The sequence below is a fragment of the Actinomadura sp. NPDC049382 genome, from assembly GCF_040677125.1.
GTDB lineage: Bacteria > Actinomycetota > Actinomycetes > Streptosporangiales > Streptosporangiaceae > Spirillospora > Spirillospora geliboluensis.
This window is the reverse complement of the sequence record NZ_JBFARO010000014.1, coordinates 45,403-59,995: the sequence shown is the minus strand read 5'-3', so window position 1 is coordinate 59,995 and position 14,593 is coordinate 45,403. Positions and strand designations below refer to the sequence as shown.

Annotated in this window: 15 protein-coding genes; 7 read left to right on the top strand and 8 right to left on the bottom strand. The window is 73.0% G+C overall.

The genetic code is table 11. The features are described from left to right. Positions 1-5 precede the first annotated feature (5 nt). Positions 6-608 (bottom strand): PadR family transcriptional regulator, encoded by a 603-nt coding sequence (locus AB0K34_RS12165; protein WP_138639847.1) that lies wholly within the window; start codon positions 606-608, stop codon positions 6-8. 48 nt (positions 609-656) lie between these two features. On the opposite strand from AB0K34_RS12165, the gene AB0K34_RS12160 reads away from it, so the two are divergent. After that, a complete protein-coding gene (locus tag AB0K34_RS12160) occupies positions 657-1,433 on the top strand; it encodes a glucose 1-dehydrogenase (protein ID WP_240808323.1) in 777 nt (258 codons plus the stop codon). Between the two features lie 7 nt (positions 1,434-1,440). After that, the gene (locus tag AB0K34_RS12155) at positions 1,441-2,370 is read left to right on the top strand and encodes an alpha/beta hydrolase (RefSeq protein ID WP_364547795.1); all 930 of its coding nucleotides are present in this window, start codon (positions 1,441-1,443) and stop codon (positions 2,368-2,370) included. A gap of 71 nt (positions 2,371-2,441) precedes the next feature. Here AB0K34_RS12155 and AB0K34_RS12150 read toward each other — a convergent pair whose 3' ends face one another. Together AB0K34_RS12150 and AB0K34_RS12145 are read right to left on the bottom strand one after the other, a co-directional pair. Next, positions 2,442-3,227, bottom strand: a complete 786-nt coding sequence (locus AB0K34_RS12150; RefSeq protein WP_364547792.1) for a lytic polysaccharide monooxygenase — start codon at positions 3,225-3,227, stop codon at positions 2,442-2,444. Positions 3,228-3,489: 262 nt separating this feature from the next. Beyond that, a complete protein-coding gene (locus AB0K34_RS12145) occupies positions 3,490-4,776 on the bottom strand; it encodes a HAMP domain-containing sensor histidine kinase (RefSeq protein WP_364547789.1) in 1,287 nt (428 codons plus the stop codon). A gap of 460 nt (positions 4,777-5,236) precedes the next feature. On the opposite strand from AB0K34_RS12145, the gene AB0K34_RS12140 reads away from it, so the two are divergent. Further along, positions 5,237-5,437 carry a hypothetical protein gene (locus AB0K34_RS12140; protein WP_138639843.1) on the top strand — a complete coding sequence of 67 codons (201 nt, stop codon included), beginning with the start codon at positions 5,237-5,239 and terminating at the stop codon, positions 5,435-5,437. A 27-nt stretch (positions 5,438-5,464) separates the two neighbouring features. On the opposite strand, the gene AB0K34_RS12135 is transcribed toward AB0K34_RS12140, so the two are convergent. After that, positions 5,465-6,157 (bottom strand): response regulator transcription factor, encoded by a 693-nt coding sequence (locus tag AB0K34_RS12135; protein WP_205719515.1) that lies wholly within the window; start codon positions 6,155-6,157, stop codon positions 5,465-5,467. A gap of 509 nt (positions 6,158-6,666) precedes the next feature. On the opposite strand from AB0K34_RS12135, the gene AB0K34_RS12130 reads away from it, so the two are divergent. Next, a complete protein-coding gene (locus AB0K34_RS12130; protein ID WP_301174548.1) occupies positions 6,667-7,728 on the top strand; it encodes a hypothetical protein in 1,062 nt (353 codons plus the stop codon). A 26-nt stretch (positions 7,729-7,754) separates the two neighbouring features. Here AB0K34_RS12130 and AB0K34_RS12125 read toward each other — a convergent pair whose 3' ends face one another. Then, on the bottom strand, positions 7,755-9,248 hold the full coding sequence (locus AB0K34_RS12125) for an SDR family oxidoreductase (protein WP_138638000.1): 1,494 nt from the start codon (positions 9,246-9,248) through the stop codon (positions 7,755-7,757). Between the two features lie 258 nt (positions 9,249-9,506). Here AB0K34_RS12125 and AB0K34_RS12120 point away from each other — a divergent pair, with 258 nt between their 5' ends. After that, positions 9,507-10,508, top strand: coding sequence for a DUF523 and DUF1722 domain-containing protein (locus tag AB0K34_RS12120; protein WP_240807899.1), 1,002 nt, complete (start codon positions 9,507-9,509; stop codon positions 10,506-10,508). Between the two features lie 40 nt (positions 10,509-10,548). Here the strand turns inward: AB0K34_RS12120 and AB0K34_RS12115 are convergent, their stop codons facing one another. After that, a complete protein-coding gene (locus tag AB0K34_RS12115; protein ID WP_138637983.1) occupies positions 10,549-11,298 on the bottom strand; it encodes a TetR/AcrR family transcriptional regulator in 750 nt (249 codons plus the stop codon). An 86-nt stretch (positions 11,299-11,384) separates the two neighbouring features. On the opposite strand from AB0K34_RS12115, the gene AB0K34_RS12110 reads away from it, so the two are divergent. Beyond that, positions 11,385-12,299 carry an NmrA/HSCARG family protein gene (locus tag AB0K34_RS12110; RefSeq protein ID WP_138637984.1) on the top strand — a complete coding sequence of 305 codons (915 nt, stop codon included), beginning with the start codon at positions 11,385-11,387 and terminating at the stop codon, positions 12,297-12,299. Between the two features lie 26 nt (positions 12,300-12,325). Here AB0K34_RS12110 and AB0K34_RS12105 read toward each other — a convergent pair whose 3' ends face one another. Continuing rightward, the gene (locus AB0K34_RS12105; protein ID WP_274704628.1) at positions 12,326-12,460 is read right to left on the bottom strand and encodes a hypothetical protein; all 135 of its coding nucleotides are present in this window, start codon (positions 12,458-12,460) and stop codon (positions 12,326-12,328) included. Between the two features lie 333 nt (positions 12,461-12,793). Between AB0K34_RS12105 and AB0K34_RS12100 the strand changes: the two genes are divergently transcribed. After that, complete coding sequence (locus tag AB0K34_RS12100) at positions 12,794-13,723, top strand: cation diffusion facilitator family transporter (RefSeq protein ID WP_138637985.1); 930 nt, start codon at positions 12,794-12,796, stop codon at positions 13,721-13,723. A gap of 235 nt (positions 13,724-13,958) precedes the next feature. Here AB0K34_RS12100 and AB0K34_RS12095 read toward each other — a convergent pair whose 3' ends face one another. Further along, positions 13,959-14,552 (bottom strand): TetR/AcrR family transcriptional regulator, encoded by a 594-nt coding sequence (locus AB0K34_RS12095; protein WP_138637986.1) that lies wholly within the window; start codon positions 14,550-14,552, stop codon positions 13,959-13,961. Positions 14,553-14,593: the final 41 nt, after the last annotated feature.

The following is a 14,593-nucleotide window of genomic DNA, read 5'->3' as shown; positions in this document are numbered from 1 at the left end:
GCGGGTCAGCGCGGCCCGGGGCCCGCCGTGCGCCCGGACGCGGCGAGGGCGTCCAGGTCGGCCAGCATCTGCTCCGCCAGGTCGCGCTCCATGCCGTGGTAGCGGGTCGCCCAGCGCGCCACCAGCTCCGGATACGCCCAGGCGGGATCACCCGCGGCGGTCTCCCGGGAGCTCTCCGCCTCGGCGGCCAGCCGCTGCGCGGCGTCCCGGTGCTCGGTCACGATGTGCCGCAGCCGGCCCGCCGTCGCCAGATGCCCCAGCCAGACCCGCAGCATCGGCCCGTGCTTGAGCACCGGCGGCTCGACCGGAGCGCCCGCTGCCCAGCCCCCGAGGGCCTCGCGCCCCTCCTCGGTGATCCGGTAGAGGCGGCGGGACCGGCCGTCCTCGGCGGTGACCGTCCGCGACGCGGCGTACCGGAGGGTTTCCAGCCGCTTGAGCTCGGTATAGATCTGGCTCATGGCCGGGCTCCAGTAGAAGAACCGGAGGATGTGCCCGACCCATTTGCGCACTTCGTAGCCGGTCAGCTCCGCGCCGAACGACAGGATGCCGAGCACCGCCCACGCGGTGGCGGGCAGCCGGGCGGCGGGCGGTTCGGGGGAGCTCACCATGAGCCCAGCGTAACCATGATCGATCCCCTTCGACACAAGGAGGCCCGGGTGCCCGACTCCCGCGAGTCGCAGCTCAAGGACAAGGTCGTGATCGTCACGGGCGGCGCCCGCGGCCTCGGCGCGGCGGCCGCCGCGCGCATGGCCGCGGACGGCGCGCGGCTCGTCGTGACGGACCTGCTGGAGGACGCGGGCGCCGCGACCGCCGCGGAGATCGGCGGCCTGTTCGTCCGGCACGACGTGACCGATCCGGACGGCTGGCGGGCCGTCACCGACGCCGCCCTGGACAATTACGACCGGATCGACGGCCTGGTCAACAACGCCGGGATAGCCTCCAACTCCCTGCTGGAGAACGAGACCCTGGAGTACTTCGAGCGGGTCGTCAGGATCAACCTGACCGGGGTGTTCCTCGGCCTGAAGGCGGTCATCGAGCCGATGAGGGCGGCCGGCGGCGGCTCCATCGTCAACATCTCCTCGGCCGCCGGGCTGACCGCGCTCCCGCTGACCTCGGGCTACGGGGCGTCCAAGTGGGGCGTGCGCGGCCTGACCAAGATCGCGGCGGTCGAGCTGGGCCGCTACCGGATCCGCGTCAACTCGGTGCATCCGGGGATGACGTACACGCCGATGACCGCCGAGCACGGCGCCGAGCTCGGCGAGGGCAACTTCCCGCTCGCCGCGCTCGGCCGGGTGGGCGAACCCCGGGAGATCGGCGAGGCGGTGTCCTTCCTGATCTCCGACGCCGCCCGGTACGTCACCGGCGCCGAACTGGCCGTGGACGGCGGCTGGACCGCCGGCGAGGTCGTCATGATGGCGAACGCGGGCGGCTGAGGACGCCGTGGCCCTCGACCCCCGCGCGGCCGTCATCGCGGCCGCGATGACGGCCGGATTCCCCGAGCTCGGCACCCGGGTGACCGACGCGGCGCAGGCCCGGCGGATCCTGGCGGCCGCCCCGCGGCCGGACCTGGACCCCCTCCCGGTCGCCGCGACGGAGGACCTCCTGCTGCCCGGCCCCCATCGGCTGCCCGTCCGGATCTACTGGCCGCACGCACCGGCGCCCGCTCCCGTCGTGGTCTTCTTCCACGGCGGGGGCTTCACCCTGTGCGGGCTGGACACCCACGACCGGCCGTGCCGGGCGCTGGCCGCCGACACCGGCGCGATCGTGATCTCCGTCGACTACCGCCTCGCGCCCGAGCACCGCTTCCCCGCCGCGGCCGACGACGCCCGCACCGCCGTGACGTGGGCCCGCGCGCACGCGGCCGCGTTCGGCGGCGACCCGGAGCGGCTGGCGGTGGCGGGGGACAGCGCGGGCGGGGCACTGGCCGCGGTGACCTGCCTGGACGCCCGCGACGCCGCCGGCCCGCCGATCGCCTTCCAGCTCCTGATCTATCCGGTGACCGACGCGGCACAGGACACCGCGTCCTACCGGCAGCACGCGGAGGGAGGCTTCCTCACCGCGGCGGCCATGCGCTGGTACTGGCAGCAGTACCTGCCCCACCCCTCGCACGGCCTGCACCACCGCGCGTCCCCGCTCCGCGCCGCCGACCTGTCCGGGCTGCCGCCGGCCTGCGTCATCACCGCCGAATGCGACCCGCTGCGCGACGAGGGAGAAGCGTACGCCGCACGGCTGTCGGAGGCCGGAGTGCCCGTGCGGGCGCATCGATTCCCCGGAACCTTCCACGGCTTCTACGGACTCGACCACGCCCTCCCCGCCGCCGCCCGCGCACGAGAACTGGCCGCCTCCGCCCTGCGCGACGCACTCACCTGACGGCGCCGAACGTCCGGGTCGGGCGGCGGGTTCGTCGCGTGGGTGGTGCGCGAGCCCCCGCCGCGCCCCTCTTATCGGTAGTCGCGGCGCCAGAAGCGGCGTCCGGTGAGCAGGAGACCCGCGGCTCCGCCCAGAGTGAGCCCGATCGTTCCGGTGATCATGGCGATGCCGGGGACGCTCCCGTCCCCATCGGACGAGTTCTCCGCCGCCGGTGCGGACTTCACGGTGGTGGCCGGGGTTGCCCGATGGTGGTCGTGGACGGCGGGTGCGCCGGCCGGGGCGGAAGCCGGCTTGTCGGCCCCGAGCTTCGCGGCGGGGTCGGACGGGCGCGTCGAGGGGGTCCCGGAGGCGGAGCCGGTCGCGGGCTTGGAGCGGGTGGAGGCGCCGGGGGCGGCCGCGGTGCCCTTGCCGCCGAAGACGACGTCGGAGCAGGAGTAGAACGCCTCCGGGCTGTCGCTGCGCTGCCAGATGGCGTAGATGAGATGGCGGCCCTTCTTCCCGGCGGGCAGCCGGCCCGGCAGCAGGTAGGTTCCGTCGGCGACCGCCGGGTCGCTCTTGGTCAGGAACGGCTTGCTCTCCAAGTCCGCCCAGGTGAGCGGCTTGCGGGGATCGTAGCCGTCCTTCGTGACGTAGAGCTGGAACGTTCCCCGGTGGGGTGCCGTCACCTTGTAGCGGAGCGTGCGGGCGGTGCCCGCCGCCAGTTCCGTGGCGGGCCAGTCGGCCCGGGGGAGGTCCAGCCCGCGGAAGGCGGGGACGCCCGCACTGCACAGCCGGCCGTCGGGGATGATCTGCACGGGCACGGCGGTCACTCCGGCGGCGGTCGAGGCGCGACGGAGGGTCGCGGCGCAGGTCTTCATCGGGCTCCCATCGGAAAGTGTTGTTCGATGGGGGCAGACGCTACCGCCGCGAATGGCAGTCCATAACTCCTCTTCAGGCATTCTTAAGCGACGCATCAGCGAAATATAACGTCGCCGCGCAAATGGTCGTCCGTGTCGTTCGGACTTGCGGAAATCGGGCTTAGGGGGCTACTTTCCCGAGTGACTCGAATTCCGTGGCGCCGTGGGGGATATATTGCTTGTTGCGAGGACGGGCGTGTTCCTTTTTTCAGTGTCCGGCCGGCTAGCGGCGGTGGCCGGCCCGATGCTTTCTCGACCGTCCCGAACGGCGGGGCGCGGACTTCTCGGCCGTGCGCAGCCACACCTGGATCTGCGCCCCGCCCAGGGGAGAGGTGCCGATCCGCAGCGAACCGCCGGTCGTCTCGGCGAGCCGGCGCGCGATGTCCAGGCCGAGGCCGGTGGAGCCCGCCCCGCTGGCCCCGCGCCGCAGCGCCGCCTCCGGTTCGGCGATGCCCGGCCCCGCGTCCCCGAACAGCAGGCCGGCGGCGTTCCGGCCGCGGTGGACGGTGACGGAGAAGGCGGTGCCGTGCGGGGTGTGCCGGAAGATGTTGCCCAGCAGGGCGTCGACCGCCGCGGCGAGGTCGGCGGCGGCCACCGGGACCGGCACCGGGTCGTCCGGGACGAGCACGTCGAGCGCGCGGTCCTGGTCGCCGGCCAGCGCCGACCAGAAGTCGAGCCGCTGCCGGACGACCTGCGCCGCGTCGCACCGCGCGGGGACGCGGTCCTGCCGCCGCGCGGCGTCGATGATCTCGTCGACGGCCTGCTCCAGCCGTCCGAGGGCGTCCTGGCTCTGGGCCATCCGCACCGGGTCCGCGGGGTTGGCGGCGAGGCCGCTGAGGTTCAGCCGCAGCGCGGTCAGGGGCGTGCGGAGCCGGTGCGACAGGTCGGCGGCGGCCTCGCGCTCGGCGGCCAGCAGCCGCGCGAGCTGGTCGGCCATGTGGTTGAACGCCTCGCCCGCCGCGCTCAGCTCGGCGGGGCCGGCGGGTTCGACCCGCGTCGTCAGGTCGCCGCCGGCGACCCGGGTGACCGCCTGCGCGAGCCGGTCGGCGACCTCGACCACGCGGACGGCGAGCCGGTCCGCCATGGCCACCGACACCAGGACCAGCGCCAGCGCCACGAGCACCAGGATCAGCCAGGACTTCAGCACGCCCCGGCCGAACTCCGCGTCCGGGACGAACACCTCGATCACCGCGTGCCGGCCGGGGCCCAGCGTGACCGGGCGCACCACGATGGTCCCCTCCCGCGCGGAGGTGGCGAAGGAGCGCTGCTGCGCACGGGCCCTGCGCAGGTCGTCGGCGGTCGCGCGGGGGACCCCGATCGGCGGCCCGGTGGGCAGGTGCAGGGCCATCGACCCCGCGGCGCCGGCCGCGGTCGACCCGACGGCCTCGTTCAGCGCCGCCGGATCGGTCGTGACCATCAGCGCCGGGACGAGGGACTCGGCCTGCCGCACCGCCGTGCTCAGGGCCCGGTCGCGGGCCATCTGGCCGTTCAGCAGGCCCAGCGGCACCACGAACGACAGCGACCATCGCCGTCACGGCCGTGGCGATCCGCGCCAGCGCCCCTCTCATCCCCACCCCGTCCTGTTCTGTACCATCACGTCACCGGCGGCCGGTGTCCCTTTTAATTGCACTGGTCTGATAGAGAGCTGATAAATAGCGATGCGACGTATGCGGGTTCCGATTCGCTTCATTGCGGTCTGGGTCGCCGTCACCGCGACGGGCATGGCGATCAGCTGGGCCGGTGTGGGGGACGCCCTGCGCGGCACGGTCGTGGAGTCTCCCGATCTCGCCGCCGGAATTCCGGTCGAGACCGGTCGGCCGCCCGCCCTTCCGCCCGCGGCATCCGATACCGGGCCGTCCGTCGTCCCTCCTACGCGCGATCGGTCCACTCCCTCTCCCACTCCGTCAAAGCAGGCGGTGCGCCCTTCTTCTCCCGCCGCGTCGCCGGCGGAGAGAACGCGGACCTATGTGGTGAAGTCGGGACGTGTCGTCTACGCGCTGAACGCCAAGACGGCACGCCTCGTCTCGGCCACTCCCAAGGCCGGGTTCCAGACGAAGGTGTGGCGGACGTCCACCTGGATCCGGGTGGACCTGACCGACGGGACGCACGGCTCGACCGTGATCGCGGTCTGGAACGGCCACCCCCCGATCGTCCAGGTGAGCGAGTTCTGACACGCGCGGACGCCAGGCCGCGCGCGGTCAGTCGACGCCCACTCCCGCGGGTTCGCTGAGCATCAGCCCGACACCGCGCACCGTGTGCAGGTACCGGGGCGAGGCCGCGCTCTCGCCGAGCTTGCGGCGCAGCCACGACACGTGCACGTCGATGGTCTGGTCGTCCCCGTACGGCTGCTGCCACACCTCCGACAGCAGGTCACGGCGCCGCACCACCCGGCCGGCGTTCTCCGCCAGGAAGGCCAGCAGGTCGAACTCGCGCCGCGACAACTGCAGGGGCACCCCGTTCAGCACGGCCTGGCGCCGCTCGACGTCGATCCGGAGCGCTCCGACGACCAGCGCCTCGCGGCGCGGCTGCGTCCGCATCCGCCGCAGCACCGCCAGCAGCCGCGCGTGCAGGTGCTCCGCGGAGAAGGGCTTGACCACGTAGTCGTCGGCGCCCGACTGGAGCAGCCGGATGATCTCCCGCTCGCCGTCCCGGGCGGTGGCCACCACGACGGGCACGTCGGAGACGGCCCGCAGCATCTTCAACGCCTCGCCGCCGTCCAGGTCGGGGAGCCCGAGATCGAGCACCACCACCTCGGGCGGATGGGACGTCACCTCGCGCAGAGCGTCCAGCGCCCGGCCCGCGCTCCGCACGGAATGCCCGAGCGCGGAAAGTTCCCGGACGAGCGCTCTCCGCACATGCTCGTCGTCTTCGACCATCAAAACACTGACCACGCGCCAACCATAAACCGTCCCGATGGCATTGCACCCGCACAAAACGTCCGACGCGGACGGCGGGGTTACGGCCGCTAGGCGCGTCAGCCCTCGTCACAGCCTCGCGGGCGGCATCTCTTAAGCAGATGTTAAGCGGACGCTGACGCGATTCTAAGGGGCTTGCGCCTACCGTCATCGCCATTCCGCATTCTCCGGAGACCGCCCGCCGAAGCCGGGGGCCCGGAGAAGTTTCTCTGTTCTCGGCGTGGCGCGACGCGCTCGTTGACCGTTGCCCGGAGGTCGTCATCGAAACCAGCTCGGGAGGCCCCGACGTCGATGCCAGGGGCGCCGAGGACCGTCAGAACGCGTCCGCCGCGAGGCCGTGCGGGTTCTGCCGCCGGCCGGTTCCCCAGGCGCCGGGCGGGCCCCCGCGGCGCTTCTGCTCCGGCGGCGCCGGTCCGTCGGCGTGCGAGACCGCCGCCGCGGAGCAGCGCGCCCGGGAGATCGGCGCCCCCGGACTCACCGGGAAGGTGGCCGTCACCCGGGACCTGGTCGAACGGCTGGAGGACGCGGCGGCCCGGCTCGCCACCGCGCTCGACGGCGAGCTCACGGTCGCCGGTGTCGAGGCACGGATCGCGCAGGTCCGCGCCGAGACCTCGGCGGTCGAGGCGGAGGCCCACCGGGCGACCGAGACGGCGCGGTCCCAGGCCAGGGAGGCGCTCGGCGCCGCCGACGCGCAGCGGCGGCGGGCGGAGGACGCCGAGGCGCAGAACGCCGAACTGCACGGCCGCCTCGACGAGCTGACCGCCCGCTACGAACGGGCCGGCGGCGACCTCCGGCAACTCGCCCGCACCGCCGAGGAGACCAACGCCGCGCTGGCCGCGACCCGCCGCGACCGGGCGCAGCTGGCGGACCAGGTCACCGAGTTGACCGGCTCGCTCCAGTCGAGCCTGGAGGAGGCCAAGCACCTGCGCGCCGCTCTCGTCACCGCGCAGGCCGCGGAGAAGGCCGTCCGCGACCAGGCCGCGACGATGGCCGCCGAACTGCGGCAGCAGCGCCTCCGCGCGGACGAGATCACGGCCGAGCGCGCCGCCGCCCTCCAGGACGCGAGCCGGGCACGCGCGGAGGCGCAGGCCGAGCACACCGCGCGCGTCAAGGCCGAGCAGCAGGCCCGCGACGCCCGCGACCAGATCAAGGACGCCCTGCTCCAGCGCGACCGGGCGCTGGAGAGCACCCGCTCCGCCCACGAGCGCCTCGACCAGACCAGGACCGCGCTGGCCGAACAGCAGGCGGAGGCCGCCCAGCAGGCCCGGCTCGCCGGCGAACTGCAGGGCAAGGTGAGCATGCTGATCGCCGAACGGGACGCCGCCCGCACGGAAGCCGAACGGGCCCGCCGGAGCATCGACCAGTTCATCACCGACCAGCGGCGGGGAGCCGAGGCCGCCGAGGGTGTCCAGCACCTCAGAGCGATCGGCCCGCAGACGACCGGCCGCCAGGAGGGAACGGGACAGCCGGACGGAACCGTCTCGATCCTGCACCGCCGCCCGCCAACCGGAACCGGCCCACCCCCCGCAGCCGCCGCCGACCACTGACCGCCCCCGCCTCCGCAGCCGTCGGCTCAGACCGTGCGGGCGTTCTCGGCGGCGCGGGTGATGCCGCGGCACATGCCGCCGAAGACGCGGTCGTGGAAGGGCCGGAACACCCACCAGTAGGCGTGGCCGGCCAGCCCGCGCGGATGGAACAGCGCCCGCTGCTCCAGCACGCTGCGGCCGTCCTCCGCGCTCACCCTCAGTTCGAGCCAGGCCAGGCCGGGCAGCCGCATCTCGGCCCGCAACCGCAGCAGCCGGCCCGTCTCGATCTCCTCGACGCGCCAGAAGTCCACCGTCTCCCCGATGCGCAGCCGGTGCGGGTCCCGGCGTCCGCGCCGCAGCCCGACGCCGCCCACCAGCCGGTCGAGGACGCCGCGCGCCCGCCAGGCGATCGGGAAGGAGTACCAGCCGCGTTCTCCGCCGATCCCTTCGATGACGTCCCACAGCCGCTCCGGTGGAGCGTCCGCCCGGCACGATCGTTCGTCCGTGTAGAGGCTGCCGCCGGCCCAGTCCGGGTCCGTCGGCAGCGGGTCGCTCGGGGCGCCGGGGGTGCTGGCCGACGACCAGCGCGTGGCGACCTCGGCATCGCGGACCCGGCGCAGTGCCAGCTCGACCGAACGGTCGAAGCCGGTCGGCCCGTCCGGCGGTGGAGGAACGTACCGGCTGATGTCGTTCTCGGTGCACACGACCTCGTTGCGCAGCGACTCCACCAGCGGGCGCGCGAGCCCGCCGGGAACCGGGGTGATGGCTCCCACCCACAGGCTCGACAGGGACGGGCTCAGCAGCGGGACCGGGATGATGACGCGCCGGTTGAGCCCGGCCACTGCGGCGTACCGGCGCATCATGCCGGCGTAGGTGAGCACGTCCGGCCCGCCGATGTCGAAGCCGCGGTTCACGTCGGCGGGCAGGTCGGCGGCCGCCACCAGGTAGTGCAGGACGTCCCGGATGGCGATCGGCTGGATCCGCGTATGCACCCACCGCGGCGTGACCATCACCGGGAGCCGCTCGGTGAGGTAGCGGAGCATCTCGAACGACGCCGACCCCGAGCCGATGATCACCGCGGCGCGCAGCCACACCGCGGGCACCCCGCTGTCGAGCATGATCTTGCCGACCTCGGCACGGGACCGCAGATGCGGCGACGGTCTCTCCTTCGGATCCATGCCGCCGAGGTAGACCAGCCGTCCCGCCCCCGCGTCCCGCGCCGCCCCGGCGAACGTGCGCGCCGCCCGGCGGTCGTTCTCGGCGAAGCCGCCCGCGCCGCCGATCGCATGGATCAGGTAGTAGGCGACGTCGACACCGTCCAGCGCGCGCCGGGTCGCCTCCGGATCGGTGGCGTCGGCCTCCACGATCTCCACTCGTCCGGCCCAGGGATGATCGCGCAGTCGCCGCGCCGAACGGGCCATGCACCGCACCCGGTGACCGGCGTCCAGCAGTTCGGGGACCAGCCGCCCCCCGATGTAGCCGCTGGCTCCCGTCACCAGGCACAACTTCCGGCGGTCCGCGCCCTGCCCGCGTTCGGGCATGGCCGACGCATCACCGCCGTTGGTCATTCTCCCCCCTCGGTCGGACGCTGCCTACCCAGGGTCTGGCGCGCACAACGCACGGTGACCGGATTTTGCCGTAGCCGGAGACGACGTCACCCCGACCGGCGCCGGCCCGGTCCTGGAGGGGATCGGCCGCAGGGCTGCCGGTGCACGCGCTGGCGGCGGCGCTGGCCGAGGCGGACGACGTGCTGGAGCCGCAAGTTTTGAAGCGGTTTGTCCCAGGGCACGGGTGTGTGCATGACCCCGCCCATGCCGCCGCCCGGACCCGCCGCCGAGGCGGGGCACCCGCGTCCGCGGCTCGCGGTGTCCAGCTGCCTGCTCGGCGCGCCGGTCCGCTACAACGGCGGCCACAGCCGCGACCGGTTCCTCACCGGCCCTCTCGCGCACCATGTCGACTGGGTCCCGGTCTGCCCGGAGATGGAGATCGGCCTCGGCGCGCCCCGGCCCACCCTGCGCCTGCTCTCCGACGGGCATCTCGTCACCAAGGACGGTTCCGCCGATCACACAGGGGCGATCACGGCGCTGGCGGACGACCGGCTCTCCGACCTCGCGGACGTCGACGGCTACGTGTTCAAATCCCGCTCGCCCAGCTGCGGGCTGATGAACCTGCCGCGCTACGCGTCCGGCAGGCCCGGCGAACGCACCGACGGGCAGCCGGTGGACCGCCGCGGCCGCGGCCTGTTCTCCGACCGCGTCATGAGCGCGCTCCCCGACCTGCCCGCCGAAGAGGACGGACGGCTCAACGACCCCATCCTGCGCGAGCACTTCATCGAGCGCGTCTTCGCCCAGGCGCGGCTCCGCGAGTTCTTCGAGCACGACTGGCGTCCGCGGGACCTGGTCGCCTTCCACACCAGGCACAAGCTCCAGATTCTCGCGCACGACCCGTCCGCCTACCGGAGTATGGGACGGATCGTGGCACGGGCGGGCACCGGCGACCGCGACGATCTGGAATCGGAGTACCGCCATGCCTTTGCCGCCGCTCTCGCCATCCGTCCGAAGCGCGGCCGCAACGCCAACGCGCTCCTGCACGTCCTGGGCCCGCTGAGCGAGCACCTGAACCAGGCCAGGCGGCAAGACATCGTGGCCGCCGTCGAGTCCTACCGCCAGGGCGAAGCCCCGCTCAGCGTCCCGGTGGCGCTGCTGCGCCACCACGCCGAAGGCGAAGAACTCGCCTACCTGGCCGAACAGACCTACCTGGACCCCTTCCCGGCCGACCTCGTCCTGCGCCACCACCTCTGAACCACCGCTCTCCGGTCCGTACCCGGTTCGTGCCCGTGGGTCATGCGGGGCGGCGGCGCCGGTGAGCGCGCTGGCGGCAGGCCGGACCGCAGTAGCGAGGCGGCCGCCCGGTGGCGCGGACACGCAGCCGCGCGCCGCATTCCATGCAGTATTTGAGGTCGGCGGTTTCGTGTCGCGAAGAGAACGAGTCACGGAACGTTTCGTCTTTCGTGACGGCTCGGGGGCGTAAGCCGTCCAGCAGTAGCCGCACCAGTTGCGTGCCGCGTGCCTTGTCCCGATGTGCCGAACGCACCGCGGCACCACCGATGGTCAGTGCAGAGATGTCCTCGGTTTGAACATCGGTGCGTATCGCACCGGCGTGTTTGGCGTCGTGTACCAGGCGCTCCAGCGCCTCGAAGAACCGCTGCCTCGCCCCGGCCAGCATGGCGTGCGGCCAGCCTTCGTCAGTTGTGAGCGCGTCGCAGACGTGCTGGCGGCCCGCCGAGGTCTCGATCACCTCGAGTACGAATCCGAACAGCGCGTCTCCGGGGGCGGTACGGGCGGCCCACCGGTCGGCGGCGGCCACCAAGACCTCGACGTGTTCGGCGAGCACCGCCTCGACCAGGATCTCCTTGCTCGGGAAGTGCCGGTAGACGGTCCCGGCGCCGACCCCGGCGCGCTGTGCGATCCGGCCGAGTGAGACCTGCATCCCCTCCTCGGCGAACACGCGCAACGCCGTGCGCAGCACGATCTCCCGGTTGCGGCGCGCATCGGCGCGCCCGGCATGGGCCGCCCCTGGTGATGCCGTCATGTCACGAAATCCTTGTCTGCGGCGCAGAAGCGGGTGGAGCATTCCGGATCATCTCAGCATCCCCCGCCATTTCTGGAAAGGGCCCCATGACCACCGCGACACCGGCCGACCCCGATTCCCCGATCCTCGTCACCGGCGCCACCGGCAAGCAGGGCGGCGCCACCGCCCGGCGCCTCCTCACCACAGGACGACCGGTCCGCGCCCTGGTGCGCGACCTGACCGCGCCCGCCGCTCGCGAGCTGGCCGCCTTGGGCGCCCAGCTCGTCCCCGGTGACTTCGACGACCCGGCGAGCCTGCCGCCCGCACTCGACGGCGTCACCGCCGTGTTCGGCATACCACCCGTGGCCTTCGGCCCGGCCGGACCCGAAACAGAACTCGAGGCGACCCGCGGCCGGGCCCTGATCGACGCCGCGGCCGCAGCGGGTGTCGAGCAGGTCGTGTTCAGCACCGTCGCCTCCACATCGGGTGCGACACGGGGCAGGGAGGGGAAGCTGCTGATCGAGGACTACCTGCGCGACCACATCGCGCGGCCCACCATTCTGCGTCCGGTCCGGTTCATGACCAACTATCTCGGCGTCATGGTGACCGGCCTCGACGGCATCTCCCACGGCGTACACCGGCACGTCTTCCCGCCGCACGAGCCCATGCAGATCATCGCGCTGGAAGACGTCGCCGAGTTCGCCGTGCTCGCGTTCGCCGACCCGGCCCGGTTCGCCGGCCGGACCCTGGAACTGGCCGGAGACGAACCGACCCCGGTCGAGGCCGCCGTCGCGATCACCGAGGCCACCGGCATTCCGATCCGGTACGAGCAGCTCACGGACGGCCAGGCCGCCGCGCTCAACCCGCAGATCGCCGAGACACGAAGGAACTGGCAGGCCGGTCACCGCTGGCACGCCGACATCGAGACACTGCGCGTCATCCACCCCGGCCTGCGCACCCTGAGCGACTGGCTCACCGAGTCCGGTGCCGCCCTACTCCGCGCCCACCTCAGCAAGTCCTGACGCAGACCAGTGCCGTTGCCTCCTGACTACGGCACACCCCTCTTGCCGAGGGGCTCCAGGAGGGTGCTGTCGCGGTAGATGCGGCGGGTGCCTTCGAGGGAGGCAGCGGTGAAGCCGCGGATGATCGGGCAGGCGGCGCGGGGTGCGGGCCGGGTGGTCACACAGCGGTGCACTACCTGACGTTCGAGAGCGAGGGCGTTGGTGGGCGTCGCCGCCCTGGTCAATCTTGGCGATGACGGGGCCGTGGGAGCCAGTTCCGCTGTCGAGAGCCGGGGGCCGGGGGAGAGGGGGGCCTGGCCATGTCGCCGTCCCCACACCGACAACGGGGTCTGCGTCGAACGCCACTACACCGTGCAGACCGCCGCTGCGGACCTATGTATGATCATATCTTCAGATGAGCAGGTGTTGACTGGACGGCCGCGCATCCGAGGTCTTCGGTCTGTCCCTGGCGAACGTTGAGCAGAACGAGGTCGACGCCTCGGAGGGGAGATGCGATGGGCGCGGGACACGGGCACGGGCATGGCCAAGTCGTCGGGCAGGCCGCCGGGCACGCCGGGGGCCGCCACCGGTGGCGCCTGGGGGCGGCGGCCGCCCTGGTCGGCTCGTTCTTCGTGGTCGAGCTGGTCTACGGGCTGCTGTCGGGGTCCCTGGCACTGCTGTCGGACGCGGGGCACATGGCCGCGGACGTGGTGACGCTGACCGCGGCGCTGGTGGCGACCAAGATGGCGACACGGCCGGACGCCACCGGCCGCCGTACCTACGGGTCCTATCGCGCCGAAGTGTTCGCCTCAGGGTTCGCGGTGCTGGTGATGCTGGGCATGGCGGTCTACATCGGCGCCGAGGCCGTGTCCCGGATCGGCGAGGACGCGGAGGTGTCGTCCGGCCCGATGCTGGTCGTCGGGGCGCTCGGTCTTGTGATCAACCTGGTCGCGCTGGTCATGCTGCGTGCGGGGGCGTCGGAGAGCCTGAACGTCAAGGGCGCCTATCTCGAGGTGATGGCCGACACGGCCGGTTCCGTCGGAGTGATCGTGGCCGGCGTCCTGGTCGCCGCGACCGGGCAGGTGCTCTTCGACACCGTCGTCGCCATCGCGATCGCCGGTTTCGTGGTCGTGCGCGCGGTCGCCCTGGGACGGCAGGTGCTGGCCGTGCTCGGGCAGCACGCCCCCGAGGGCCTGGACGTCGATGCCGTGGCCGGTGAACTGGCCGCCATCGGCGGTGTCCGGAACGTCCACGACCTGCACCTGTGGACGCTGACGTCGGGCATGCACGTGGCCACCGCGCACCTGGTGACCGAAGAGAAGGCCGACAACCACGCGGTCCTGGACCAGGCCCGCGACCTTCTGCGCGAGCGCCACGGCATCGCCCACGCCACCCTCCAGGTCGAGCCGGCGTCCCACAGAGGATGCGACGAAGTCGGCTGGTGACGGCCCCCGCCGCTGTCCGGCCCCCGGCGGGGACCGGACAGCAGGGTGCTCCAGTACGAACCAGACGACCTCCGGAACGCTGAGCAGGCCGGTGACGGAGTGGACGAAGCGCCCTCCGGCGACCGGCCTCGCCAGCAGGACCATGCGACGCCGAACAGATCCGGCCACCGCCCAACATGGCGGACGCCCGGCGTCCCAATACCTGATCTTTTGCGCCAGGGCGACAGGGGAGTCGTTACGCCGGATGTGGTGTGGCGGGGTTCAGGTACGGCGTGAGCAATTCGTCGGCAAGGCGGCGGGCGGCGCGTTCGGGCAGGCCGTCCTCGATCATCCGGCTGAGGGTGTAGACGATCGACTGGACGAGTTCGGCGGTCCGGTCGGGGTCGCCTGCGCCGTGGTCGGCCAGGGCCGTGCGGAGCGGCGTCTGGAGTTCGTCGTGGAGTAGCCGGCTGGAGTTGGCCAGCGCGTCGGTGCGGCCGGTGGCCGCGAGGGCGCGGGCCAGCGCGTGGTCCCCGCGGGCGACCAGGCGGAGGTTGGCGTGGACGTAGGCCAGCACCCGGTCGCCGGGGGTCCCGGCCTTTCCCATCCGCGCTCTGACGTAGGCGGACCAGCGCGGGAAGGTGTCGACGATGAGGGCGTCGAGGAGATCGTCCCGGGACGTGAAGTAGGCGTAGACGCTGGAGCGGGCGAGCCCCGCCCGGCGGGCGACCGCCGCCATGCTCGGGGCCCGCTCGGCCTCCTCGGACAGCAGGCTGCGCGCGGCGTCGAGCAGGGCCGCCCGCTGCGCGGCCCGATGCTCGGCCACGGTCGGCGCCTGGATCTTCGGCACGCGGCCCCCTTCCCCGGCCCGCCGTACCCGCCGGACGGCCC